Annotated in this window: 21 protein-coding genes; 9 read left to right on the plus strand and 12 right to left on the minus strand. The window is 68.9% G+C overall.

Annotated elements, in window-relative coordinates:
* Window positions 1–92 precede the first annotated feature (92 nt).
* Window positions 93–2,273, plus strand: a complete 2,181-nt coding sequence (locus A6B37_RS06285; protein ID WP_111825238.1) for a FepA family TonB-dependent siderophore receptor — start codon at window positions 93–95, stop codon at window positions 2,271–2,273.
* A 46-nt stretch (window positions 2,274–2,319) separates the two neighbouring features.
* On the opposite strand, the gene A6B37_RS06290 is transcribed toward A6B37_RS06285, so the two are convergent.
* Complete coding sequence (locus A6B37_RS06290) at window positions 2,320–2,532, minus strand: YbdD/YjiX family protein (protein WP_102771022.1); 213 nt, start codon at window positions 2,530–2,532, stop codon at window positions 2,320–2,322.
* Window positions 2,533–2,545: 13 nt separating this feature from the next.
* Window positions 2,546–4,627 carry a carbon starvation CstA family protein gene (locus tag A6B37_RS06295; protein WP_102771021.1) on the minus strand — a complete coding sequence of 694 codons (2,082 nt, stop codon included), beginning with the start codon at window positions 4,625–4,627 and terminating at the stop codon, window positions 2,546–2,548.
* 315 nt (window positions 4,628–4,942) lie between these two features.
* Here A6B37_RS06295 and A6B37_RS06300 point away from each other — a divergent pair, with 315 nt between their 5' ends.
* From A6B37_RS06300 to folE, 3 genes are all read left to right on the plus strand, one after another.
* Window positions 4,943–6,361: a cache domain-containing protein gene (locus A6B37_RS06300; RefSeq protein ID WP_102771020.1), complete on the plus strand. Its 1,419-nt coding sequence runs from the start codon at window positions 4,943–4,945 to the stop codon at window positions 6,359–6,361.
* Complete coding sequence (locus A6B37_RS06305; RefSeq protein ID WP_102771019.1) at window positions 6,358–7,014, plus strand: response regulator transcription factor; 657 nt, start codon at window positions 6,358–6,360, stop codon at window positions 7,012–7,014. The genes A6B37_RS06300 and A6B37_RS06305 overlap by 4 nt, the downstream gene beginning before the upstream one ends.
* Before the next feature lie 61 nt (window positions 7,015–7,075).
* The gene (gene folE / locus A6B37_RS06310; protein ID WP_209166149.1) at window positions 7,076–7,621 is read left to right on the plus strand and encodes a GTP cyclohydrolase I FolE; all 546 of its coding nucleotides are present in this window, start codon (window positions 7,076–7,078) and stop codon (window positions 7,619–7,621) included.
* 80 nt (window positions 7,622–7,701) lie between these two features.
* Here folE and A6B37_RS06315 read toward each other — a convergent pair whose 3' ends face one another.
* Both A6B37_RS06315 and A6B37_RS06320 read right to left on the minus strand, forming a co-directional pair.
* Entirely contained in the window at window positions 7,702–8,805 is a 1,104-nt protein-coding gene (locus A6B37_RS06315; RefSeq protein WP_111825239.1) for a mandelate racemase/muconate lactonizing enzyme family protein, read from the minus strand.
* Between the two features lie 34 nt (window positions 8,806–8,839).
* Window positions 8,840–9,733: an EamA family transporter gene (locus A6B37_RS06320; RefSeq protein ID WP_111825240.1), complete on the minus strand. Its 894-nt coding sequence runs from the start codon at window positions 9,731–9,733 to the stop codon at window positions 8,840–8,842.
* A gap of 129 nt (window positions 9,734–9,862) precedes the next feature.
* Here A6B37_RS06320 and A6B37_RS06325 point away from each other — a divergent pair, with 129 nt between their 5' ends.
* The 5 genes from A6B37_RS06325 to A6B37_RS06345 all read left to right on the plus strand — a co-directional run bounded on the left by A6B37_RS06325 (window position 9,863) and on the right by A6B37_RS06345 (window position 15,279).
* The gene (locus A6B37_RS06325) at window positions 9,863–10,753 is read left to right on the plus strand and encodes a LysR family transcriptional regulator (protein WP_111825241.1); all 891 of its coding nucleotides are present in this window, start codon (window positions 9,863–9,865) and stop codon (window positions 10,751–10,753) included.
* A 139-nt stretch (window positions 10,754–10,892) separates the two neighbouring features.
* Window positions 10,893–11,921 (plus strand): taurine ABC transporter substrate-binding protein, encoded by a 1,029-nt coding sequence (tauA, locus tag A6B37_RS06330; protein ID WP_111825242.1) that lies wholly within the window; start codon window positions 10,893–10,895, stop codon window positions 11,919–11,921.
* 29 nt (window positions 11,922–11,950) lie between these two features.
* Window positions 11,951–12,787: a taurine ABC transporter ATP-binding protein gene (locus A6B37_RS06335; RefSeq protein ID WP_111825243.1), complete on the plus strand. Its 837-nt coding sequence runs from the start codon at window positions 11,951–11,953 to the stop codon at window positions 12,785–12,787.
* Complete coding sequence (locus A6B37_RS06340) at window positions 12,780–13,598, plus strand: ABC transporter permease subunit (protein WP_111825244.1); 819 nt, start codon at window positions 12,780–12,782, stop codon at window positions 13,596–13,598. The genes A6B37_RS06335 and A6B37_RS06340 overlap by 8 nt, the downstream gene beginning before the upstream one ends.
* Before the next feature lie 109 nt (window positions 13,599–13,707).
* Window positions 13,708–15,279: a PLP-dependent aminotransferase family protein gene (locus A6B37_RS06345; protein ID WP_102771011.1), complete on the plus strand. Its 1,572-nt coding sequence runs from the start codon at window positions 13,708–13,710 to the stop codon at window positions 15,277–15,279.
* On the opposite strand, the gene A6B37_RS06350 is transcribed toward A6B37_RS06345, so the two are convergent.
* The 8 genes from A6B37_RS06350 to A6B37_RS06385 form a co-directional block, all read right to left on the minus strand.
* Window positions 15,259–16,662 carry an FAD-binding oxidoreductase gene (locus A6B37_RS06350; RefSeq protein WP_246842388.1) on the minus strand — a complete coding sequence of 468 codons (1,404 nt, stop codon included), beginning with the start codon at window positions 16,660–16,662 and terminating at the stop codon, window positions 15,259–15,261. The genes A6B37_RS06345 and A6B37_RS06350 overlap by 21 nt on opposite strands.
* Window positions 16,663–16,724: 62 nt before the next feature.
* A complete protein-coding gene (locus A6B37_RS06355) occupies window positions 16,725–17,117 on the minus strand; it encodes a nuclear transport factor 2 family protein (RefSeq protein WP_102771009.1) in 393 nt (130 codons plus the stop codon).
* 263 nt (window positions 17,118–17,380) lie between these two features.
* On the minus strand, window positions 17,381–18,337 hold the full coding sequence (locus A6B37_RS06360) for a CobW family GTP-binding protein (protein WP_111825245.1): 957 nt from the start codon (window positions 18,335–18,337) through the stop codon (window positions 17,381–17,383).
* Window positions 18,337–19,977 carry an amidohydrolase gene (locus A6B37_RS06365; protein WP_102771007.1) on the minus strand — a complete coding sequence of 547 codons (1,641 nt, stop codon included), beginning with the start codon at window positions 19,975–19,977 and terminating at the stop codon, window positions 18,337–18,339. Before A6B37_RS06365 ends, A6B37_RS06360 begins: the two co-directional genes overlap by 1 nt.
* Window positions 19,978–20,004: 27 nt before the next feature.
* Window positions 20,005–21,027, minus strand: coding sequence for an oligopeptide/dipeptide ABC transporter ATP-binding protein (locus A6B37_RS06370; RefSeq protein ID WP_111825246.1), 1,023 nt, complete (start codon window positions 21,025–21,027; stop codon window positions 20,005–20,007).
* A complete protein-coding gene (locus A6B37_RS06375) occupies window positions 21,024–22,025 on the minus strand; it encodes an ABC transporter ATP-binding protein (protein ID WP_111825247.1) in 1,002 nt (333 codons plus the stop codon). The genes A6B37_RS06370 and A6B37_RS06375 overlap by 4 nt, the downstream gene beginning before the upstream one ends.
* Window positions 22,022–22,927: an ABC transporter permease gene (locus A6B37_RS06380; RefSeq protein WP_102771004.1), complete on the minus strand. Its 906-nt coding sequence runs from the start codon at window positions 22,925–22,927 to the stop codon at window positions 22,022–22,024. Before A6B37_RS06380 ends, A6B37_RS06375 begins: the two co-directional genes overlap by 4 nt.
* Window positions 22,924–23,892 carry an ABC transporter permease gene (locus tag A6B37_RS06385; RefSeq protein ID WP_102771003.1) on the minus strand — a complete coding sequence of 323 codons (969 nt, stop codon included), beginning with the start codon at window positions 23,890–23,892 and terminating at the stop codon, window positions 22,924–22,926. Before A6B37_RS06385 ends, A6B37_RS06380 begins: the two co-directional genes overlap by 4 nt.
* Window positions 23,893–23,902 lie beyond the last annotated feature (10 nt).

Genomic DNA, 23,902 nt, shown 5'->3' on the forward strand with positions numbered 1-23,902 from the left:
CGCTGACATAATTTCGCCGAAATTCAAATAGCAATCGTTCTCAATTAAAACATGGCCGCCCGCTTCCGGGTTGCCTTTCTGCTCTTGGAGAAATGTCAGTGCACCGTCTGAACTACGCCGCCCTGCTGCTTTGCGGCCTGCATGGAACCATCGCCGCCGCGCAGGCCGTCCCGGAACTGCCGACCGTGCAGGTGCTGGGCACCGCCGAAGAAGAAGTCAAGGAAGCGCTCGGCGTCTCGGTGATCACGGCCGACGAGATCGCCCGTCGCCCGCCCGTCAACGATCTGTCGGACATCGTGCGCCGCGAACCCGGCGTGAACCTCACCGGCAACAGCGCCAGCGGCTCGCGCGGCAACAGCCGCCAGATCGACATCCGCGGCATGGGCCCCGAGAACACGCTGATCCTGATCGACGGCCGGCCCGCCACGTCGCGCAATGCGGTGCGCTACGGCTGGAACGGCGACCGCGACACCCGCGGCGACAGCAATTGGGTGCCGGCCGAGGAAGTCGAGCGCATCGAGGTGCTGCGCGGACCGGCCGCCGCGCGCTATGGCTCGGGCGCGATGGGCGGCGTGGTGAACATCGTCACCAAGCGTCCCGCGGACCGGTTCGGCGGGTCGCTCACCTACTACCTGAACCAGCCCGAGGACAGCGACGAAGGCAATACCAACCGCGTCGGCATCCGCCTGAGCGGCCCGATCAGCGACACCCTGAGCCTGCGGCTTTACGGCAACTACAACAAAACCAATCCCGACGCGCGCAACATCAACGCCGCGCGCTCGCAGCTCAACGCCGACGGCCTGGCGGAATCGGCCGGCCGCGAAGGCGTGGTCAACCAGGACCTGAACGCGCTGTTCTCGTGGCGCCCGGATGCCCGCAACACGGTGGACCTGGAGGCCGCGTTCAGCCGCCAGGGCAATCTGTACGCCGGCGACACCATGCTCAACAGCACCTCGTCCTTCTCCGACAGCCTGTACGGCAAGGAAACCAGCGCGCTCTACCGCGAAAGCCTGGGCCTGACCCACCGCGGCGTCTGGGACTGGGGCACATCGCGCGCCGCGCTGGGCTACGACTACACGCGCAATGCGCGCCAGAACGAGGGCCTGGCCGGCGGCGGCGAAGGCATGCCGGTGGACCTGGGCCGGGCCACGTCGCGGCTGCGCAACTGGAGCGCCGTGGGCGAAGTGAACCTGCCGTTCGAGCTGGGCTTCGAGCAGGTCGCCACGATAGGCGTGGAATGGCTGCGCGAATCGCTGGAAGACGCCGCCAGCCTGCGCCAGACCTATACCGGAGGCGCCATCGGCGGCGTGGCCATGGACGGCCGCGACCCGAAAACCGCCCAGAACAGCTATGCGCTCTTCCTGGAGGACAACATCCAGGCCGGCGCGCGCGCCACGCTGACGCCGGGCCTGCGGTTCGACCGCAACGACAAGTTCGGCAGCAACTGGAGCCCCAGCCTGAACGCCGCCTACGAGCTCACCGCGGCGCTGCGCCTGAAAGGCGGCGTCGCGCGCGCCTACAAGGCGCCCAACCTGTACCAGTCCAACCCCAACTACCTGATGTACAGCCGCGGCTACGGCTGCCCGGTATCGCAGGCCAACCGCAACGGCTGCTATCTCGTCGGCAACCGCGATCTGGCGCCCGAGACCAGCGTCAACAAGGAAATCGGCTTCGAGTACGACCCGGGCGGCTGGCGCGCGAGCGCGGCCTATTTCCGCAACGACTACCGCAACAAGATCGTCGCCGGCACCGACATCGCCTACCGCCTGGCCAACGGCGCGCGCGTGCTGCAATGGAGCAACGCCGGCAAGGCGGTGGTCGAGGGCGTGGAAGGCAATCTGTTCATCGCCCTGGCGCCGGACCTGGACTGGAACACCAACTTCACCTACATGATCCGCAGCGAAAGCAAGGACGACGGCCAGCCGCTGAGCGTGATCCCGAAATACACCGTCAATTCCACGCTGGACTGGTACGCCACCGAACGGCTTTCGCTGCAGGCCAACCTGACCTACTACGGCCGGCAGCAAGGCCCGACCCTGAACCCGCGCCGCGGCGAGGCGATCACGGACCGCGGGCTGCAAGGCGTCAGCCCCTACGCCCTGGTGGGCCTGAGCGCCGGCTACGCGTTCAACCGCAACCTGCGGCTGCGCGTGGGCGTGAGCAACCTGCTGGACAAGAAGCGCTACCGCGAAGGCAACGCGGTCGAGGCCGGCGCGGCCACCTACAACGAACCCGGCCGCGCCTATTACGCCAGCCTCACGGCCTCGTTCTGAGTGCCAAGAAAAAAGGCCTCGCCGGGGGTGGCGAGGCCTTTTGGCGTCAGCAGCAGCCGATGCGTTTCTTGCCGCCGTAGCGCGCGTCCTGGCGCTCGCGGAAGAACTCTTCGTAGCTCATCGGCTCCCGGTCGGGATGGGTGCGCCGCACGTGCTCGACGTAGGTCTCGTAGTCGGGCACCCCCACCATCAGCCGGAGCGTCTGCCCCAGGTAGCGGCCGGCCGCGCCGGCGGCCGAGCTCATGTTGGCGAACAGCATGCGGCTCTCCTGCTCAATCCGCGCCGGCGCCGGCGGGCAGCGTCTCGTACGGGGTTTCGCGGGCGGTGGGCTTGTTCTCGTTGCGCGCGCGCTGCACCGAACGCAGGCCGAACACCAGAATGCTCACCACGACGAAGATGAAGATACCGCACAGGCCGGCGTTGATGTAGTCGTTGAACACCACGCGGGACATCTCCGCCAGCGACTTGGCCGGGGCCAGGACCTTGCCTTCGGCGATCGCCGCGTTGTATTTGGCGGCGTGCGCCAGGAAGCTGACGCGCGGATCGGCGTCGAAGATCTTCTGCCAGCCGGCCGTCAGCGTGCACGCCAGCAGCCAGATCGTCGGCAGCACGGTGACCCACGCATAGCGGTCGCGCTTCATCTTGAACAGCACCACGGTGCCCAGCGTCAGCGCCACCGCGGCCAGCATCTGGTTGGCGATGCCGAACAGCGGCCACAGCGTGTTGATGCCGCCCAGCGGATCGACCACGCCCTGGTACAGGAAGTAGCCCCAGGCCAGTACGCACAGGCCGGTGGCGATCAGGTTGGCGGGCAGCGAGTCGGTGCGCTTGAGCGAGGGCGCGAAGGTGCCCAGCAGGTCCTGCAGCATGAAGCGGCCCGCGCGCGTGCCGGCGTCGACGGCCGTCAGGATGAACAAGGCTTCGAACAGGATGGCGAAGTGATACCAGAACGCCATCATGCTCGGGCCGCCCAGGGCCTGGTGCAGGATGTGCGCCATGCCGACGGCCAGCGTGGGCGCGCCGCCGGCGCGCGAGATGATGGTGCTTTCGCCCACGTCCTTGGCGGTCTGCACCAGGTCGGCCGGCGTCACCACGAAGCCCCAGCTCGAAACCACCTGGGCGACCTGGTCCGGCGTGGTGCCGATGACCGCGGCCGGGCTGTTCATGGCGTAGTAGATGCCCGGCTCGATCACGCAGGCCGCCACCAGGGCCATGATGGCCACGAAGGATTCCATCAGCATGCCGCCGTAGCCGATGTAGCGGGCCTGGGTTTCGTTCTCGATCAGCTTGGGCGTGGTGCCCGAGGAGATCAGGGCGTGGAAGCCCGACACGGCGCCGCAGGCGATCGTGATGAAGAGGAACGGGAACAGGTTGCCCGACCACACCGGACCGGTGCCGTCGACGAACTGCGTCAGCGCGGGCATCTTCAGTTCGGGCGCAACCACCACGATGCCGATGGCCAGGCCGACGATGGTGCCGATCTTCAGGAAGGTCGACAGGTAGTCGCGCGGCGCCAGCAGCAGCCACACCGGCAGCACCGAGGCGATGAAGCCGTAGATGATCAGGATCCAGGTCAGGCCCTTGCCGTCGAAGTCGAACATCGGGCCGATCACCGGGTGCGCGGCCACGTCCTGGCCGAAGGTGATGGCGGCCATCAGGCCCACGAAGCCGATGATGGAGACTTCGCCGATCTTGCCCGGACGGATATAGCGCAGGTACACGCCCATGAACAGCGCGATGGGGATGGTCGCGGCCACGGTGAACGTGCCCCAGGGCGAGTGCGTCAGGGCCTTGACCACGATCAGCGCCAGCACCGCCAGGATGATGACCATGATCATGAAGGCGCCGAACAGCGCGATCACGCCCGGGACCTTGCCCAGTTCGGACTTGACCAGGTCGCCCAGCGAGCGGCCGTCACGGCGGGTCGAGATGAAGAGGATGGTGAAATCCTGCACCGCGCCGGCGAACACCACGCCGGCCAGGATCCACAGCATGCCCGGCAGATAACCCATCTGCGCGGCCAGCACCGGGCCGACCAGCGGACCGGCGCCGGCGATCGCGGCGAAGTGGTGGCCGAACAGCACGTGCTTGTTGGTCGGCACGTAGTCCAGGCCGTCGTTGTACTTCCAGGCCGGGGTCATGCGCGTGGGGTCCAGCTGGAAGACCTTGTTGGCGATGAATCGGCTGTAGTAGCGATACGCGATCAGATAGACGCAGACGGCGGCGATCACCACCCATAGCGCGTTGATGGTCTCCCCTCTGGCCAGCGCCACGGTGCCCAGCGCGAACGCGCCCAGCACCGCAACCGCCAGCCAGACCAGGTGTTGACCCAGTCCTTTACTGCTGGTTTGCATAACTGCTCCTCTTGCCTCCCGCCATGCTCTTGGCGTGGAAACGCTGTTGTCGTCCCGCGGAAGGCAGACTCATTGTTGTGGGGTGGCGGACGCACGCGTCCACACTGCGCCCGGTAAGCGCGGACGCTAGTATTTCGTTTTGCCCCGGCAGCAACAAGCGCGGAACTACGCAAGCCCGCTACGTATTACTACGCAATGCGCCGCAACATAATTTTCCGGAAATCGTAAAATCTGCGGCATGCCCCGAACGTTCCTCCATCGGGGCCCACGCGATATTGCATCGCAACAAGCGAATCCGCGCTGATACAAATCCCTATGAAGCTGCGCCTGAAAATCCTGCTGCTGGCGGCCGTGCCCCTGCTGGTGGCGCTGGCCGCCATCACGGTCGCCGTCTACGTGCAGGGCCTGCAACTGGCCCAGCGCGAGAAACAGGTGGTCGAGAACGCCTGGCTGGCGAGCAAGGAAGGCGAGTTGCGCCACTACGTGAACCTGGCCTATAGCGCCATCGCCCCGCTGCAGGCCCTGTCCGACGACGAGGCCACGCGCCAGCGCGCGCTGGACCTGCTGGCGCAGATGGAATTCGGCCACGACGGCTATTTCTTCGTCTATGACCTGCACGGCCGCAACCTGATGCACCCGCGCCAGCCGGAACTGGTGGGCCAGGACCTGTGGAACCTGCGCGACACCCACGGCCAGCCCGTGATCCAGAACCTGCTGACCGCCGCCCGCCGCAGCGGCCAGGAAGGCGAGGCGGTGCGCTATCTGTGGGAAAAGCCCTCCACCCACCAGACCGAGGAAAAGCTGGGCTACGTCGTGGTGCTGGAGCGCTGGGGCTGGATGCTGGGCACCGGCATCTACCTGGACGACGTGGAACAGGCGCTGGAGCGCATCGACGCGGCGGCGCAGGCCAACATCATCAATATGTTCACCTGGGTGGCCGGCATCGCCGCCGTCTCCATCCTGGGCGTGGCCGCCTGCGGCCTGGCCCTGAACATCAGCGACCACCGCCAGTCCGACGCCAAGCTGCGCCTGATGGCGCGGCAGCTGGTGCGCACCCAGGAGGACGAACGCGCCCGCCTGTCGCGCGAGCTGCATGACGGCATCAGCCAGGTGCTGGTGTCGAGCAAGCTGTCGCTGGAAGCCGCGCGCGAACGGCTGCGCCAGTCGCTGCCGGCCGACGCCGGCGCGCTGGCCCACATCGACGGTCCGCTGGGCGGCGCGCTGGAGCGCCTGAACACCGCCGTGGGCGAAGTGCGCCGGATTTCGCACAACCTGCGCCCCACCCTGCTCGACGACCTGGGCCTGCCGGCCGCGCTCGAACACCTGGGCCGCGAGTTCGCCATCCCCAGCCCGGACGGCGCGCCGCCGCTGGCCGTGCGCCTGCACACCACCGGCCGTCCGGTCAAGCTGCCCGAAGCCTACGCCACCGCCCTGTTCCGCGTGACCCAGGAAGCGCTGACCAACGTCATCCGCCACGCCGGCGCGACCCGTGCCGACATGACCCTGGCCTATTCCGAACGCGACCTGCGCCTGACCATCGCCGACGACGGCCGCGGCTTCGACTACGACGAAGTGCAGCAGGACCCGCGCCGCGGCATCGGCCTGCGCAACATGCGCGAACGCATGAATGCGCTATCGGGTAACCTGACTTTCCGATCCACCGCCCACGGCACGATCCTGCAGGCCTGGCTGCCCCTGCCGCCTGCCGTCTCCGCTCCGGAGCCCCAAGCATGACCGCCAAGCCCGCCCCTGTCCGACTCCTGCTGATCGACGACCATCCGCTGGTGCGCGACGGACTGCGCCTGCGCCTGGAGACCGTGCCGCACCTGCGCGTGGTCGGCGAGGCCGGCAACGCCGCCGCGGCCCGCGCCTTCCTGGGCGCCTGTATGGCCGAGGACCCGCAGGGCGGCACGCTGCCGCACCTGGCGCTGATGGACCTGAACATGCCCGGCGTCGGCGGCCTGGAACTGACCGCCGAACTGCACGAGCGCTACCCGCAGATCGCCGTGCTGGTGCTGTCGATGCACGACAACCCCGAATACATGGTGCAGGCCGTCAAGGCGGGCGCGCGCGGCTATCTGCTCAAGGACGAGCCGGCGCACGAAATCGTCACCGCCATCGAGGCCGTCATGGCCGGGCGCAGCTACTTCAGCGCCGCCGTCGCGCTGCGCCTGTCCCAGGCCAGCGCGCCGGCCACCCTGCTGACCCAGCGCGAACGCGACGTGCTGCGCCACATCGCCAGCGGCCACGCCAACAAGCAGATCGCCCACGACCTCGGCCTGTCGGTGCGCACGGTGGAAACGCACCGGCTGAACATCAAGCGCAAACTCGGCATAGACGGTCAGGCCGAGCTCATCAAATACGCCGTAGAGAACCGAGGGGTCTGACCCTGAGGTAGACTTGCGTCCCAGAGCAACAGCAAAACGCCGCAGCATCCAGGAGTCCCCCATGTCATTGGAACAACACTACACCGCCATACTCGAACAGCTGGGGGAAGATCCGTCCCGCGAAGGGCTGGCCGATACGCCGGCGCGTGCCGCCAAGGCCATGCGCCACCTGTGCCGCGGCTACGGCCAGAACCTGGAAGAGATCGTCAACGGCGCGCTGTTCACCTCCGACACGCGCGAGATCGTGCTGGTCAAGAACATCGAGCTGTATTCGCTGTGCGAGCACCACATGCTGCCCTTCATCGGCAAGGCGCACGTGGCCTACCTGCCCAACGGCAAGGTGCTGGGCCTGTCCAAGGTGGCGCGCATCGTCGAGATGTACGCGCGCCGCCTGCAGATCCAGGAAAACCTCAGCCGCCAGGTGGCCGAGGCCGTACAGTCGGTCACCGGCGCCGCCGGCGTGGCCGTGGTGATCGAGGCCCAGCACATGTGCATGATGATGCGCGGGGTCGAAAAACAGAATTCGTCCATGGTCACGTCCGTGATGCTGGGCGAGTTCCACGACAACCCCTCGACCCGCGCGGAATTCCTCAGCCTGATCCGGTAGGATGGGTGCAGCGCGAGAAACCATAGGCAAGAAAGAGAACCGCGAGCGCGCGCAACCCATCGGGCGGCCCCGGCCGCCAATCACCCGTGCCGGCTGCGAGACCCCGCCAGCCGCTCGATCGCGGCCCAGTCCCACGCAATCCCCAGCCCCGGCTCCTGCGACGGCAGCGCGTGGCCGTCCTCGATCCGCAGGCGCGACTCGGTAATCAGGTCCAGCTGCGGGATGTATTCCAGCCAGCGGCTGTTGGGCACGGCGCAACACAGCGCCACGTGGATTTCCATCAGGAAGTGCGGGCAGACCGGCACGTTGTAGGCTTCGGCCAGGTGCGCCACTTTCAGCCACGGCGTAATGCCGCCGATCCGTCCCACGTCCACCTGCACCACCGAGCACGCGCCGCTATGCAGATAGTCCTTGAACTGCGACAGGCTGTAGAGCGACTCGCCCACCGCGATGGGCAGGCCGGTGGACTCCGACAGGCGCCGATGCGCGTGCACGTCGTCGGCATGTATCGGTTCTTCCAGCCAGGCCAGGTCCAGCGCTTCGAAGGCGCGCGCCCGGCGTATCGCCTCGGGCAGCGAAAAGCCCTGGTTGGCGTCCACCATTATCTCCCAGCCCTCTCCCATCGCCTCGCGCACCGCCGCGATGCGCGCCACGTCCTCGGATACGTGAGGCCGTCCGACCTTGAGCTTGGCGCCGCGCAGGCCATCGGCCCGCGCCTGCTGGCAGCCCTCGACCAGGGCCTGCGCGGGCAGGTGCAGCCAGCCGCTCTCGGTGGTGTAGAGCGCGATGCGATCCTTGGCCCCGCCGGCCAGCCGGTGCAGCGGCAGGCCGGCGCGGCGCGCCCGCAAATCCCATAGCGCGGTGTCGATGGCGGCCAGCGCGATGGAAGTCAGCGCGCCCACCGTGGTCGCATGGACCCGGTACATCAGGTCCCGCCACAGGCCTTCGATGTCTTCGGCCTCGCGGCCGGGCAGCATGGGCGCCAGGTGTTCGTCCAGCAGGCGCGCCACCGCCGAGCCGCCCGTGCCGATGGTGTAGCTGTAGCCCACTCCCACCGCGCCGTCGCTGTCGGTGATGCGCACGATTGGGGTTTCCTGCCGTTCGAAACTCTGCACGGCGTCGGTGCGCACGGTCTTGGGCGGCAGGTCGACCAGGAAAATGTCTACGGACTCGATGCGGGCCATGGGGGATGCCTCCGTTCAGTGGACGGCATCGAGCTTAACGTCGTTCCGGCTGCTGCGCAGCCATCCCTCCAGTCTGGTTCCGGACGCCGGCGCGCTGGCCGAACCAGATGCTGCCGATGACGAGGGCCACGCCGATGCGCTGAACCGGGGTCAGCGTCTGGCCCAGGAACAGCCAACCGAGCAGCACCGCGGTGACCGGGCTGAGAAAGCCCAGCGAGGACACGACGGCCGATTCCAGCCGCGCGATGCCGCGGAACCAGAGCATATAGGTCAGGGCCGCGCCGATCAGCCCCAGCCATGCCAGTCCGATCAGGTTGCGTCCGGTCGGCAGCCCCATGGACGGATCGAACAGCAGCGCCACCGGAACCAGCAGCAGGCCGCCCGCCGTCAATTGCCACGCGGTGAAGGTGAGCAGCGACACCGGCGGCCGCCACTTGCGGCTCAGCACCGTTCCGAACGCCATCGACACCGCCCCGGCCAGGCCGGCCGCGACGCCGACGGCATCGAGCGAGGCGCCCGGCGTCAGCACCAGCAGCGCCACGCCGAAGGCGCCGGCGATGGCCGCCACGACCGTTATCGCGCGCAGCGCGCTGCCCAGCAGAACGGCGGCCAGCAACACCACGATCAGCGGCTGGACCGCGCCCACGGTTGCGGCGACGCCGCCCGGAAGGCGGTACGCCGAGATGAACAGCATGCTCCAGAAGATGGAGAAATTGAGCGCGCCCAGGACGAAGATGCGCAGCCACCATATGCCGGCAGGCAGGCGCCGCACGATCAGGAGCAGCAGCAACCCGGCCGGCAGCGCGCGCAGCATGGCCACCGTCATCGGCGCAAAGCCGGGCAGGAATTCGGTCGTGACGATATACGTGCTGCCCCATATGGCGGGGGCCACGGCCGTCAGCAGCAGATCGGCGCCGCGCGTGCTCATGCGATTTCCAGGACGTCGATCATCATTTCGTTCTGCTCTTGAGGGGCTTACGGAAAAATATACATAGTTCACCCAATAAAGATAATATTCGATAATACAAATTCATTATTTACCAAAAGAATATTATCCATGGACCGCCTGACCGCCTTGCAGGTATTCCGCCAGGTGGCGGAACGCAACAGCTTCGCCGAGGCCGGGCGCCGGCTCGGACTCTCGCCCGCGGCCGTCAGCAAGAACATCGCCGAACTGGAAGCGCACGTGGGCGTGCGGCTCATCAACCGGACCACGCGGCGCATGGCCCTGACCGAAGAAGGCAGGATCTACCTGGAGCACGTGACGCGCGGGCTCGACGCGCTGGTCGAAGCGGACCAGGCCCTCTGCCCGGTCAAGGCGGCGCCCAGCGGCACGCTGCGCGTCAGCGCGCCCATGACCGTGACCCTGACGCGCCTGTCGGCCGCCATCCCCGGATTCCTGGCGCGCCATCCCGACCTCAGGCTCGACCTGCATCTGGACGACAGGCGGGTCGACCTCATCCGCGAGGGTGTCGACCTCGCCGTCCGCGGCAGCGACAAGCTCGAAGACTCCAGCCTGATCGCCAGAAAGCTGGCGGTCATGCCGCACGTGCTGTGCGCGGCGCCATCCTATTTCAAGACGCATGGAAAGCCGCAAGCGCCCGCCGACCTGAAGGCGCTGAACTGCATCCGGTTCAGCCTTTCGGGGCATGCGGACGCATGGGAGTTCAGCAAGAACGGCCACACCGAAAGCATCGCGGTCAAAGGGCAATACTCCGTGTCATCCAGCCTGGCCGTGCGCGATGCGCTGCGCGGCGGGCTGGGCCTGAGCCTGATGCCTCGTCCTTACGTCGAGGACGATTTGAAAGCGGGGCGGCTGCAGGCGGCGCTCGAAGACTGGGCCACGGTCGAAACCACGCTCTATGCGGTCTATCCGTCCAGACAGCATGTCGCCCCGAAGCTGCGCGCCTTTCTCGATTTCCTGGTCGAGCAATTCAGCCGGACCTGAACGCACCGTCTCTTTGGCACCTACTGATCTCCCCATCTGGTCCTAGCGTTCCGAATCCATCCGGGCAAACTGACATCAAACCGCAGCAACGCGGCGTAGCCGGACGCGCCGGAACGCGGTCTCACCCACGGAGATCACCATGAACGCGATATCCCGCCTCATCCGCCGCTGCGCCCTGGCCGGCCTGGCCGCCGCGCTGCTGGCCGCTCCCGCATACGCCCAGACCAAGCTCGTGGTCGGATACCAGCTGATCGTCGGCCCATTCCTGTCCGCCATCGCCGACGGCAGCTTCGACGCCGCGCTCAAGCAGGCGGGCTACCAGGTGGACTGGCGCCAGTTCACGTCCGGCGGCGACATCTCCACCGCGCTGGCCTCGGGCAACGTGCCGGTCGGCGTGCTGGGCTCGACCGGCATCACCGCGGCTTCCACGCGCGGCGTGGACATGGAGCTCTTCTGGGTGCTGGACAACATCGGCAAGTCCGAAGCGCTGGTGGCGCGCAACGGCTCCGGCATCAACGGCACGGCCGACCTGAAGGGCAAGCGCATCGCCACGCCGTTCGTCTCCACCTCGCACTTCCACCTGCTGGTGGGGCTGGAGCAGGTCTGGAAGATCAACCCGCGCGAGGTGCGCCTCTTGAACATGCAGCCGCCGCAGATCGTCGCCGCCTGGCAGCGCGGCGACATCGACGCCGCCTACGTCTGGCCGCCGGCGCTCACCGAGATCGCCAAGACCGGCAAGATCATTGCGGACTCGGAACAGATCGGCAAGGCCAGCGTGCCCACCTTCGACGGCATCGTGGCCGACCGGGCCTGGGCCGCCAAGCATCCCAAGTTCATGGCGGCGTTCACCGCCGTGCTGGCCAAGTCCTACGCCGACTATCGCGCCAACGGCGCCAAATGGACGGCCGATTCGCCGCAGGTCAAGGGCATGGTCAAGCTGATCGGCGGCAAGCCCGAAGACGTGGTCGAGGCGCTCAAGCTGCTGGTGTTTCCCACCGCGCAGGAGCAGGCTTCCAACGAGTGGCTGGGCGGCGGCAAGGAATCGGGCGCGGCGCGCGCGTTCGCGGCCAGCGCCAAGTTCCTCAAGGACCAGAAGCAGATCGACCGCAGCCTGGACGACTACAGCGCCCACGTCAACGGCCAGTACGCCAAGGCGGCGGCCAAGTAGCCATCCCCGCCGTTCAACCAGGAGCCGGCATGACCCAGCCATCCCCCAGCGCCGCGCAGCGCCTGTGCGCGGAAAGCGTCAGCGTCACCTACCCCGGCCTGCACGACAGCGGCCCGGTGATCGCGCTGCAGAACGTCAACCTCACCATCCAGCCGGGCGAGTTCGTGGTCGCGCTGGGCGCCTCCGGCTGCGGCAAGACCACCCTGCTCAGCCTGCTGGCGGGGTTTCTTTCGCCGACCGAGGGCGAGATCACGCTGGGCGGCAAGCCCATCGTCGGCCCCGGCGCGGACCGTGGCGTGGTGTTCCAGAAGCACGCCCTGCTGCCCTGGCTGAACGTGCTGGAGAACACCGAGTTCGGCCTGATGCTGCAGGGCGTGGACAAGCAGACCCGCCGCGCGCGGGCGCGCCGCAACCTGGAACTGGTCGGGCTGCAGGACTTCCACCGCCACATGATCTACCAGCTGTCCGGCGGCATGCAGCAGCGCGTGGGCATCGCGCGCGCCCTGACCTGCGACCCCGCCATGCTGCTGATGGACGAGCCCATGGCGGCGCTGGACGCGCTGACGCGCGAAACCATCCAGGAGCTGCTGCTGGACATCTGGCGTCAGACCGGCAAGATGTTCTTTTTCATCACGCACAGCGTGGAAGAGGCGCTGTTCCTGGGCTCGCGGCTGATCGTCATGTCGCCGCGCCCGGGCCGGATCACGCACACCTTTACGCCGGACTTCAACCGACGCTACCTGGAGACCCGAGATGGCCGCGGCATCAAATCCAGTCCAGACTTCATCGACATGCGCGAGCAGGTCCTCGGCATCATCTATGGCGACGAGCGCGCCGTCGCCTCGTCGCCGGGCCTCCATGCCTAAGGGCCACAAACCCGCGACGCCGGGCATGGTGTACGGCGCGCCGGGCGCGGGTTACAGCGGCCACATCAGCCTGCTGACCAGCCTGGCGCTGATCGCGCTGTGGTTCCTGGTGACGGCCGCCGGCTGGGTGCGGCCGCTGTTCCTGCCCTCGCCCCTGGCGGTCTACGACAAGTTCGTCTTCGCCATGACCGAAGGCGTGGCCAACTCCACCCTGGCCGAGCACGCGCTGGCCAGCCTGTCGCGGGTCTTCGGCGCCTTTTTCCTGGCCTGCGCCACCGCCATCCCGGTCGGCATCCTGATGGGCGTGAACCGCTACGCCCGCGGCATATTCGACCCGCCCATCGAGTTCTACCGCCCGCTGCCGCCGCTGGCCTACCTGCCGCTGATCATCATCTGGTTCGGCATCGGCGAATTCCCCAAGATCCTGCTGATCTACCTGGCCATCTTCGCGCCCATGGCGATCGCCGCGCGCGCCGGCGTGCGCTCGGTGTCCATCGAGCAGATCCACGCGGCCTACGCCATGGGCGGCTCGCGCGCGCAGATCGTCCGGCACGTGATCCTGAAGGCCGCCATGCCCGAAATCTTCACCGGCATGCGCATCGGCATCGGGGTGGGCTGGACCACGCTGGTCGCCGCCGAAATGGTGGCCGCCGATCGCGGCCTGGGCTTCATGGTGCTCAACGCCGCCCAGTTCCTGGCCAGCGACACGGTCATCATGGGCATCATCGTGATCGGGGTGTTCGCCTTCGCCTTCGACCTGCTGGTGCGCTACCTCGAAAAGTTCGCCATACCCTGGAAGGGACGGGTCTGATCGCCGCCCGGGCAATCCCTCATTCCTTCGCCAACCCCGCTCCTCTATTCTCAGTGGCAGCCCCGGGGACGCAGCGCCGTCCCCGCGGTCCACCCAAGGGGGAGCCCTCATGTCCAGCCAGGCCTCGATGCTCAAGCCCGTGTTGTGGGAGCGCCTGTTCGAACGCGAAAGCGCGCCCAACCTCAGCCTGCAAGGCTGCGTGCGCCAGATGCTAGTGTCCGCCATCCTCAGCGGCCACCTGCCGCCCGGCACGCCGGTGCCGTCCAGCCGCCATCTCGCCGACCAGTTGCGGATCGCGCGCAACACCGTCGTCTTCGCCTACCAGCAGCTGGTCAGCGAAGGCTACCTCGTCTCGCGCGAGCGCAGCGGCCATTTCGTCAGCGAGACCGTCATGCAGGGGCATTCCGGCCCCGCCTCCGATCCCGCGCCGCCGGCCGGCGGCGCGCCCGCCGTGCGCTGGAACGAACGGCTGCGCTTCCGCCCCTCGCGCCAGCGCAACATCAGCAAGCCGCGCGACTGGCAGAAGCAGCCCTACCCTTTCGTCTACGCGCAATTCGACCAGGACCTGTTCCCCACCGCCGAATGGCGCGAATGCTGCATCAAGGCCCTGTCGGTCCTGGACATCCGCAGCTGGGCGCCCGACCTCATCACCCATGACGACCCGGCGCTGATCGAGCAGATCCGCACCCAGGTGCTGCCGCGCCGCGGCGTATGGGCCGACGCCGAGGAAATCGTCATCACCGTGGGCGCGCAGCACGCGCTCTACCTGCTGGCCGACCTGCTGGTCAACGAGGACACGGTGGTCGGCATGGAAGATCCCGGCTACCCCGACGCCCGCAACATCTTCGCCAGCCACACGCGCCACCTGCTGCCCATGCCGGTGGACGAACAGGGCCTGCGCACCGGCACGCACCTGCTGGGCTGCGACTACCTGTTCGTCACGCCCGGCCACCAGTGCCCCACCACGGTCACGCTCGCGCCCGAACGCCGGCAGGCCCTGCTGGCGCTGGCGCGCCAGGCCGACAGCCTGATCATCGAGGACGACTTCGAAAGCGAGACCCGCTGGGGCGAAGGCGCCATCCCGGCGCTCAAGAGCCTGGACCGCGACGGCCGCGTGATCTACGTGGGCAGCCTGGCCAAGTCCTTCGCGCCCGGCCTGCGCATCGGCTATATCGTGGCCCCGCGCGAACTCACGGCCGAGCTGCGCGCGCTGCGCCGGCTGATGCTGCGCCACCCGTCGGCCTATATCCAGCGGGCGTTCTCGCTGTTCATCTCGCTGGGCCATCACCACGCGCTGCTGCGCCGGCAGTCCCAGGCCTACCAGAAGCGCGGCCAGGAGCTGGCGCGCGCGCTGGCGCAGCACCTGCCCGACTTCAAGGCCATCCCCATCACCGGATCGTCCTCGTGCTGGCTGCAAGGCCCGCCCTGGCTGGACGCCGCCGAGCTGTCCGAGGCGGCGCTGGCCGAAGGCGTGGTGGTCGAGCCGGGCGACGTGTTCTTCATGGACGGCGCCAGCGCGCCGCGCAACTTCCTGCGCGTGGGGTTCACGTCCATCCGCCCGGAACACATCGAGCCGGGCATCGCCAGGCTGGCCAGGGTGGTGGCCCGCTACCGCGCGCAGGCCGAAAGCCGGCAACCGGCCGGCCCCGCCCTCAGCGCCCTAGAGCAGTTCGTCTCGTAAGTAGTACCACCGGTACAGCAGCCCCTGGCCCAGCCGCCGGAACGGCGCGAACGGATGTCCCGGCAAGGGAGTGTCGTAGATGGGCAGGTTCCAGGCCTGGTCGTCATGGCCCATCATGCGCTGCGCCAGCCGCCGGCCGGCCTGCGCCGAGAACGCCACGCCATTGCCGCCATAGCCGAACGCGTAATACACCGGCTGGGCCGGATCGGGCTGCGTGACCCGCGGCATCATGTCGTGGCTGACGTCCACCCAGCCCCACCACGAATACGCCACCTCTATCCCTTTGAGCGCGGGAAACTTGCGCGCCAGCCCCTCGCGCAGCAAGGCCAGGTGGCGGGGATGCTGCGCATCCGCGCCGCGCAGCGCGCTGCGGCTGCCTATCTGCATGCGGCCGTCCGGCAGCAGGCGGTAATAGAAACGCAGCGTGCGCGTGTCGGTGATGAACACCGTGCTCTTCAGGCCGGCGGCCTCGCGCTCGGCGGGCGACAACACGCGCGTGACCAGCGAGTTCGACAGCACCGGCATGATGCGGTTGTCCAGCAGCCGGTTGACGCCCTGCGCGGTGTAGCCGCCGGTGGCGAACGCCACCCGCCGCGCGCGCACCACGCCGCCCGGCGTCTGCAGCCGCACCCGGCCGTTTTCCGCGCGCCAGCCCAGCACCGGGCTGCCCGGATGAACGCGCACGCCCAGCGCGCGCGCCTGCCGCAGATAACCGTAGGCGAGCTTGAGCGGATGCACGCCCACGCCGTCGGGCTCGTGCATGGCGCCCACCGCCTCGTGGTCGTCGATGTAGCGCTCGCGCAGTTCCGCCTTGCCCAGCATCTTCGTGTCGTAGCCGAACACTTCGCGCATCACGCGCGCCTCGTTCTGCAGGAACGCCATTTTCTTCTGGCGGTGCGCGGTGTACAGGTGCCCGCCCGGCTGCGCGTCGCAATCGACCTGCGCGACCAGGCTCTTCCAGTACTCGAAGCCGTCGCGGATCTCGGCGTCCAGGCGCTTGGCGGTGTCCAGGCCCCAGCGCGCGATCCACTGCGAGCGGTACAGCCGGCCCGAGGCGTTCTGGCCCTGGCCGCCGTTGCGGCTGGTGCAGCCCCAGACCACGCGGTTGGCCTCCAGCACCACCGCCTTGACGCCGAAGTCGCGCGCCAGCGTCAGCGCCGCGGACAGGCCCGTGAAGCCCGAACCGACGATGACCACGTCGGCCTCCATATCGCCGTCGACCGGGCCGTCGTCGGCGGGCGGCTCGCCCGCCGTCGCGACCCAGTAGGTGGGCGCGTAGTCCTGCCCGCGCCCCGGCGGCGAGACCAGCGGATCGTAGGCCGGGTTATAGGCGTTGATGGCCGCGCCGCCCGGGCGGGCCGGACCTGCGGATTCGAAGGACATTTGGGTATCCATGCTGCGGCTTCCGGTTGTTGGATGCATGGCTGACGGATGCGAGCCGACGGTCAGGAACGCGCCGGCAGGGCCGGCCGCTGCTTGCGGAACGCGTTCTTCACGCGGATCTTGCCGTCCTGGAAGGTGAAGACGTCGACCATGTCCGCCTCCACCCGCGACCCGTCGGCCGCGGTGCCGGTGAAGGTCGATTCGGACACGCCGCGATCCCCCGCGACCCAGTGCCTGCCGTTGCGCCATTGCGCGTCGGGAAAGGCGGCCCAGGCCGCGGCGAAGGCGGCGCGCACCGCCTCGCGCCCCGAATGCCGCGTGCCCCACTGCTCGGGCCCGCCCACGGTTTCGAACACGCAGTCCTCGCTCATGAAGGACATCAGGGCGTCGATATCGTGGCGGTTCCAGGCAGCCGCGAAGTCGGCCAGCATTTCCTCGGTGACGGTGTTGTGCATTGCGACCCTCCGGTATGCGCCGGCGCACGGCGCGCCAGTGCTCATGAGCCAAGGTAAGTGAGCGCCGGGACAGGGTCTAGAACCAGAAACGGAAAATCGCTTGCACCAGAATCTGGGGCGGACCGATGGGTTTCGCGCGCGCTATAGCCGAATGCTTGCGCAAGGAATCTCGCGCTGCACCCATCCGACGTTGCCGGGTCGTAGGATGGGTGCAGCGCGCGATCCCTTATGCAAGAGCTCAAATATCGAACGCGCGAAACCCATCACCTCCCCACACCCGCCGCAGCCAGCCACGCCGCCAACGCGTCCCGGTCGAGCGCCCCGCACAGCCCTATCATCACCAGCCCCTGCGGCGGCGCCTCTGTCGGCGGACTCGCCCGCGTGTCGTAGCGCACCCGGCGCCCCGCCAGCTGCACCAGCACCAGTCCGTGCCGGTCCGTGCGCACCCAGCCCTTGGCGCGCAGCAGCTGGCGCGGCGTCTGCCTGAGCCGTTCGGCCAGCCGGTCGGCGTTCAGCAAGGCCGGCGCGGGCCACAGCCAGCTTTCGAACGGATGCGCCGGGTCCTCGTGATGGTGCGCCGGATGGCTGCAGCCCGAGCCCGCGCAGGCATGGCCCTGCGCCGGCGCGGCGGCGCTATCGCCCAGCAGATAGCGCAGGTCCACGCGTCCTTCGCAGGCCTCGATGAGCGGGGCGCCGCCCGTCATGCGGTCCAGCCAGGCGCGCAGCGCCTCGCGTTCCCGCGGCGGCGCCAGGTCGGTCTTGTTCAGCACCAGCAGGTCGGCGGCGCGCAGCTGGCGTTCCAGCGTGTCTGCCAGCAGCGGATCGGCGGCCAGCGTCCGCACGTGGGCGGCGTCGGCCACCACCACCACGCTTTCGAGCTGCAGCATCGGATCGCTCATGCCGACCTGGGCGATGCGGGCCGGGTCGGACACGCCGCTGGCCTCGATCACGATCCATTCGGGCAAGGGGTCCAGCGCCAGCACGCGCGCCAGCGCGTCGTCCAGCCCGCCGGCCATCGAACAGCAGACGCAGCCGTTGGCCAGCCGGATGACCTCGTCGGCGCGCTGGGCGATCAGGCCCGCGTCGATGTCGACCGGGCCGAAGTCATTGACCAGCACCGCCGCGCGCCGGCGGCTGTCGGCCAGCACGTGGTTGAGCAGCGTGGTCTTGCCCGCGCCCAGGAAGCCGCCCACCACCGTGAGCGCGATGCGCGCGGCCATCAGCCTTCCTGCAAGGCCAGCGGCACCCCGCCAATGACGGTGCCCGCCACCTTCAGGTCCTTCAGGCCGTCGGCCGGCACGCTCAGCGGATCGTCCTCCAGCACGCAGAAATCGGCGTACTTGCCGACTTCGATCGAACCGACCAGATGATCCAGGTGCAGGGTGTAGGCCGCGCCCAGCGTCACCGCATGCAGCGCCGCGTCCACGCCGATGCGTTCGGATTCGCCCAGCACCCGGCCGGAGGCGGTCTGCCGGTTGACGGCGCACCACGCGGTGAACAGCGGCCCCAGCGGCGTGATCGGCGCGTCCGAGTGGATCGCGAACGGCACGCCGGCGCGCGCCGCGGTGGCGCAGGCGTCCATGCGGTTGGCGCGGTCCGGGCCCATGGTCAGCGCGTAGTGGGCGTCGCCCCAGTAGTAGATGTGATTGGCGAAGAGGTTGGCGCACATGCCCAGGCTGGCCATGCGCCGGAACTGCGCGGCGTCGGCCATCTGGCAGTGCTGCAGCGTGTGGCGGTGGTCGCGCCGCGGATTGCGGCGCAGCGCCCGGTCCACCGCCTCGATGGCCAGCTGCGTGGCCTCGTCGCCGTTGGTATGGATGTGCAGCTGCGCGCCGGCGTCGTGATAGGTCTGCACCAGCGCGTCCAGTTCCGCCGGCGCGGTGACCCAGATGCCATTGGGCGCGCCGTTGTAATAGCCCGGCCAGCGCACCCGGGCGGTAAAGCCCTGGATCGAGCCGTCCACCACCAGCTTGACCATGCCGAAATGCAGCTTGTCGTGGTTCTGCGCGCGCGCCCGCTCCAGCCGGGCCAGGCAGCCCGCCGGATCGCCGGCGTAGGTCAGGGCCGAGGCCGCCGGCACGATGCGCACCGGATAGTCCGGCTCCGCGGTCACGCGCGCCAGCGCCGCGGCGCCCTCCTCGGTCAGCTCGTTGACGAGGTCGGTGGCGGTGGTCACGCCGGCCCATTTCGCCACCTGGCCGAACATGCGCAGCCCCTCTTCCGACACGCCCAGCGTGCGAAACGGGCTGCCGATCAGGCGCATCACCGGGAACATGGCGGCGAATTCGCACAGCTCGCCGCTGGGCTGGCCGTCGTCCATGCGGGTGATGCCTTCGATGTCGGTGTCGCGGTCGATGCCGGCGCGCGCCAGCATGGGCGTGTTGACGTTCATCAGGTGCATGCTGGCGTGCATGACCACGACCGGCCGTTGCGCCGAAACGGCGTCCAGGTCGCGCACGTCCATGCGCCGGCCTTCGAAGAAGATGGGATCGAAGCCCCAGCCGATCAGCGTGGCGTCCGGGGCCAGCGCGCGCTCGGCCTCGCGCAGCCGCGCGGCGACCGCCTCGAAGCTCTTGAGCCCTTCCCACAGCCGACCGTCGGGCCCGCGCCGGTCATAGAAGCCGACGTAGACGAACTTCCACATGCCGCCTTCGGGCAGGTGGCAATGGCCTTCCACCAGCCCCGGCATGAGCACCTGGCCGGCATAGCGCTCGTCCAGCCGGGCCGGCCCCCAGCCGGCCAGCGACTCCTTGGTGCCCACCCCGAGGATGCGGCCGTCGCGCACGGCGACGTGGGTGGCGCGCGGCTGCGCCGGGTTCATCGTCAGGATGCTGCGTGCGGCATAGATCGTGGTGTTCATCCGGCTCTCTCCTCTGGCTATCCGGGGTCAGCCCTGCAGCGGCGAAGTCAGCACGCCGTTGCGGGTTTCGACGAAATGGCAGGCCACGCGGTGGCCCGGCGCGACCTCGCGCAGCGCCGGCTCCTGCGCGGCGCACATGGGCTGGGCGGCCGGGCAGCGCCCGGCAAAGCGGCAGCCCGGCGGCGGGTCCACCGGGCTGGGCGGGTCGCCGGCCAGCCGCACGCGGCGCGCGGCCAGCTCGCGTCCGCCCTTGACGGTAGGCACCGCCGACATCAGGGCCACGCTGTAGGGATGCAGCGGGCGCGAGAAGAACGCTTCGCGCGTGGTCTGTTCGATGATCTTGCCCAGGTACATGACCGCGATGTCGTCGCAAATGTGCTCGACCACCGCCATGTCGTGGGAAATGAACAGAAAGGACTGGCCCTGCTCGCGCTGGATGCGGCGCAGCAGGTTCAGGATCTGCGCGCGGATGGCGATGTCCAGCGCCGACACGGGTTCGTCGCAGACGATCAGGTCGGGCGCGCTGGCCAGCGCCCGCGCCACGTTCAGGCGCTGGCGCTGGCCGCCCGAGAACTGGTGCGGAAACAGCTGGCGCTGCTCGGGCCGCAGGCCGACCAGCTCGAACATGCGGGCAACGCGCGCCTCGCGCCCGCCGGGCGGATCGATGCCCATCAGGTCCAGCGGCGAACGCACGATGTCGCCCGCGCGCTGGCGCGGGTTGAGCGAGGAATACGGGTCCTGGAACACCAGCTGCAGGCGCCGCCGCATGCGCCGCAGGGCCTGGCCGCGCAAGGCCGTCAGGTCGGCGCCGTCGAAGTGGATGGAACCGGCGGTCGGGTCGGCCAGCCGCAGCACCGACAGCGCCGTGGTGGTCTTGCCCGAGCCCGACTCGCCCACGATCGCCAGCGTGCGGCCGCGCGCCAGGTCGAACGACACGCCGTCCACGGCCTTGACCACCGCGGGCCTGCCGTCGCGGCCGCGCCCGCCGATGGGAAAATGCACCGCCAGGTCGCGCACGGACAGCAAGGCGGGAGCGTGCGGCGTCGTCATGGCGCTGCCTCCGGATAGAGCCAACAGGCCACTTCATGGGCGGCGCCCACCTGGGTGAGCGGCGGAAAGGCCTCGGCGCAGCGCGCCATCGCCTGGCTGCAGCGGTCGCGGAACGGACAGCCCGCGCCGCGCTCCCAGACCGAGGGCACCACGCCGGGAATCTCCGGCAGGTCGGGCCGGATGTCGGTAGGCTGGCGGTCCAGTTCGGGCAGGCAGGCGATCAGCCCGCGGGTGTAGGGATGGCGCGGCTCGGCCAGGATTTCGCGCACGCCGCCCTGCTCCACCACGCGCCCGCCATACATCACGACCACCCGGTCGGCCATTTCCGAGACCGCGCCCATGTCGTGCGTGATCAGCAGCACGGCGGTGCCGCGGCGCGCCTGCTGCTCGCGCAGCAGGTCGAAGATCTGGGCCTGCACCGTCACGTCCAGCGCAGTGGTGGGCTCGTCGGCGATCAGCACGTCCGGGTCGCAGGCCAGCGCGATGGCGATCATGACGCGCTGGCGCATGCCGCCGGACATCTGGTGAGGATAGTCGTCCACGCGCCGCTCGGGCAGCGGAATGCCGACGGACTTCAGCATCTCGATGGCGCGCTCGCGCGCCTGGGCCTTGCTCAGGCCCTGGTGCAGGCGCAGCGGCTCGGCGATCTGGTCGCCCACGGTGTAGACCGGGTTGAGCGCCGTCATGGGTTCCTGGAAGATCATCGAGATCTTGTTGCCGCGCACCTCGCGCATGGCCGCTTCGTCGTGCGCGGCCAGGTCGGCGCCGCGCAGGCGCACGCTGCCCGCGCCGATCCGGCCCAGCGGCGGGATCAGCCGCATGATGGCCAGCGCCGTCATGCTCTTGCCGCAGCCCGACTCGCCCACCAGGCACAGCGTTTCGCCGGCGCGCATGTCGAAGCTCACCGCGCTCAGCACCTCGGCCACGCGCGAGCGCGTGCGGAATTCCAGGCTCAGGCCGTCGACTTCGAGCACCGGGGTCTGGTCGGCGGCCGTCATGCGCGCCCCCGCGAGTTGGGGTTGAGCGCGTCGTTCAACCCGTCGCCGATCAGGCTCACGGCCAGCACCGTCAGGAAAATGGCGGCGCCGGGCAGCGTCACGGCCCACCACGCGGTCAGGATGTAGGGCCGGTTGCTGCCTATCATGAGGCCCCAGCTCATCACGTTCGGATCGCCCAGGCCCAGGAACGACAGCCCGGCCTCGAACAGGATCGCCGTGCCGATGGCCAGCGTGGCCGACACGATCAGCGGCGCCAGCGCGTTGGGCAGGATCACCTTCCAGATGATGCGCGCGTCCGACGCGCCGATGACCCTCTCGGCCAGCACGTACTCGCGGCGCTTGAGCCGCAGGAACTCGCCGCGCGCCAGCCGCGCCGTGCCGGTCCAGCTGACCACGCCGATGGCCACCGCGATGGTGGCCAGCGATGGCGAGAACAGCGTCACCAGCACCATCGCGAACAGCAAGGTGGGCAGCACCTGGAAGAACTCGGTGATGCGCATCAGGATCTCGTCGATCCAGCCGCCGTAATAGCCGGCAAGCGCGCCCACCGTCAGGCCGATGGCCATGGACAGCACGGCGGCCACCAGGCCCACCAGCAAGGTGGCGCGCCCGCCGTAGACCATGCCGGTCAGCACGTCGCGTCCCAGGTAGTCGGTGCCCAAGAGCGCGTCCTCGCCCGGCGGGGTCATGGGCGCCCAGGCGATCTCGAAAGGATCGGCCTGCATGACCATCGGCCCGAAGATCGTCACGCCCAGGATGGCGGCCAGCAGCAGCGCGCCGGCCACCGCCGAGGGATTGCGCGCGAACACGCGCAGCGCTTCGTAGGAAGGCCGGGCCGGCGGACGGGCCGCCGCCGTGTCGGCGGGCGCGATAACAGGCATGGCGGAGGGAGCTTGGCTCATGTCGTCTTGATCCGGGGATCGATCAGGCGGTAGGCCAGATCGGTTAGCTGGTTCATCACCACCACCAGGAGCGATGCGAACAGCAGAATGCCCAGCAGCGTGGGATAGTCGCGCCTGAGCACGGAATCGAATGCCAGCCGCCCCAGCCCGGGCCAGTTGAATACCGTCTCGACCAGGATGGCGCCGGCCAGCACGTTGCCGAACTGCAGGCCCAGCATGGTCACCACCGGCAGCACGCCGTTGCGCAGCGCGTGCTTGTACAGCACCGAGCGCTCGGGCAGGCCCTTGGCGCGCGCGGTGCGGATGTAGTCGGCCGCCAGCGCCTCCATGACGCTGGCGCGCGCCAGCCGGCTGTACTGCGCCAGGTACACGAAGGCCAGCGTGAAGGCCGGCAGCACCAGGTGGTGCAGCACGTCCAGCACGCCCGCCCAGCCCTCCTGCGGGCCGCCCGCCGAGCGCATGTCCGACACCGGAAACAGCGGCAGCACCGAGGCGAACAGCAGGATCAGGATGATGCCGGTCCAGAACACCGGCGCCGAATAGCCCACCACCGACAGCAGCGTGATGCCCTGCGACAGCGGCCCGTTGGGCTTGCGCGCGGCCAGCGTGCCCAGCAGCGTGCCGACCAGAAAGGCGCTGAGCACCGAGGTCACCACCAGCAGCAGCGTGGCCGGCACCCGCTCCCAGATCAGCTGCGCCACCGGCACGTTGAAGAAGTACGAATAGCCGAGGTCGCCGCGCAGCACCTGCGACAGGTAGATGCCCAGCTGCGCCAGGAACGGCTTGTCCAGCCCGTACTGGGCGCGCAGCTGCGCGCTCAGTTCGGCGCTGATGCCGCCCATCGAGCCGGCGATGGTCTCGACCGGATCGCCCGGCGCGATGTGGATGAGCAGGAAATTCAGCGTCACCACCGCCAGCAGCAGCACCAGGGCATAGGCGAGACGGCGCACGAGATAGCGCATCATGGCCGCGCTC

It is taken from the genome of Achromobacter sp. HZ01 (assembly GCF_003267925.1).
In the GTDB taxonomy this organism is placed as follows: Bacteria; Pseudomonadota; Gammaproteobacteria; order Burkholderiales; family Burkholderiaceae_B; genus Achromobacter; species Achromobacter pulmonis_A.

Excerpts from the sequence above, each read along its gene's own strand:
- A6B37_RS06325 (WP_111825241.1), top strand. The coding sequence starts at position 9,863 with ATGGACCGCCTGACCGCCTTGCAGGTATTCCGCCAGGTGGCGGAACGC.
- A6B37_RS06375 (WP_111825247.1), bottom strand. The coding sequence starts at position 22,025 with ATGACGGCCGCCGACCAGACCCCGGTGCTCGAAGTCGACGGCCTGAGC.
- A6B37_RS06295 (WP_102771021.1), bottom strand. The coding sequence starts at position 4,627 with ATGCAAACCAGCAGTAAAGGACTGGGTCAACACCTGGTCTGGCTGGCG.
- A6B37_RS06365 (WP_102771007.1), bottom strand. The coding sequence starts at position 19,977 with ATGAACACCACGATCTATGCCGCACGCAGCATCCTGACGATGAACCCG.
- A6B37_RS06290 (WP_102771022.1), bottom strand. The coding sequence starts at position 2,532 with ATGCTGTTCGCCAACATGAGCTCGGCCGCCGGCGCGGCCGGCCGCTAC.
- A6B37_RS06370 (WP_111825246.1), bottom strand. The coding sequence starts at position 21,027 with ATGACGACGCCGCACGCTCCCGCCTTGCTGTCCGTGCGCGACCTGGCG.
- A6B37_RS06285 (WP_111825238.1), top strand. The coding sequence starts at position 93 with ATGTCAGTGCACCGTCTGAACTACGCCGCCCTGCTGCTTTGCGGCCTG.
- A6B37_RS06385 (WP_102771003.1), bottom strand. The coding sequence starts at position 23,892 with ATGATGCGCTATCTCGTGCGCCGTCTCGCCTATGCCCTGGTGCTGCTG.
- A6B37_RS06355 (WP_102771009.1), bottom strand. The coding sequence starts at position 17,117 with ATGCACAACACCGTCACCGAGGAAATGCTGGCCGACTTCGCGGCTGCC.
- A6B37_RS06360 (WP_111825245.1), bottom strand. The coding sequence starts at position 18,337 with ATGGCCGCGCGCATCGCGCTCACGGTGGTGGGCGGCTTCCTGGGCGCG.
- folE (WP_209166149.1), top strand. The coding sequence starts at position 7,076 with ATGTCATTGGAACAACACTACACCGCCATACTCGAACAGCTGGGGGAA.
- A6B37_RS06345 (WP_102771011.1), top strand. The coding sequence starts at position 13,708 with ATGTCCAGCCAGGCCTCGATGCTCAAGCCCGTGTTGTGGGAGCGCCTG.
- A6B37_RS06300 (WP_102771020.1), top strand. The coding sequence starts at position 4,943 with ATGAAGCTGCGCCTGAAAATCCTGCTGCTGGCGGCCGTGCCCCTGCTG.
- A6B37_RS06320 (WP_111825240.1), bottom strand. The coding sequence starts at position 9,733 with ATGAGCACGCGCGGCGCCGATCTGCTGCTGACGGCCGTGGCCCCCGCC.
- A6B37_RS06335 (WP_111825243.1), top strand. The coding sequence starts at position 11,951 with ATGACCCAGCCATCCCCCAGCGCCGCGCAGCGCCTGTGCGCGGAAAGC.
- tauA (WP_111825242.1), top strand. The coding sequence starts at position 10,893 with ATGAACGCGATATCCCGCCTCATCCGCCGCTGCGCCCTGGCCGGCCTG.
- A6B37_RS06305 (WP_102771019.1), top strand. The coding sequence starts at position 6,358 with ATGACCGCCAAGCCCGCCCCTGTCCGACTCCTGCTGATCGACGACCAT.
- A6B37_RS06380 (WP_102771004.1), bottom strand. The coding sequence starts at position 22,927 with ATGAGCCAAGCTCCCTCCGCCATGCCTGTTATCGCGCCCGCCGACACG.
- A6B37_RS06315 (WP_111825239.1), bottom strand. The coding sequence starts at position 8,805 with ATGGCCCGCATCGAGTCCGTAGACATTTTCCTGGTCGACCTGCCGCCC.
- A6B37_RS06340 (WP_111825244.1), top strand. The coding sequence starts at position 12,780 with ATGCCTAAGGGCCACAAACCCGCGACGCCGGGCATGGTGTACGGCGCG.
- A6B37_RS06350 (WP_246842388.1), bottom strand. The coding sequence starts at position 16,662 with ATGTCCTTCGAATCCGCAGGTCCGGCCCGCCCGGGCGGCGCGGCCATC.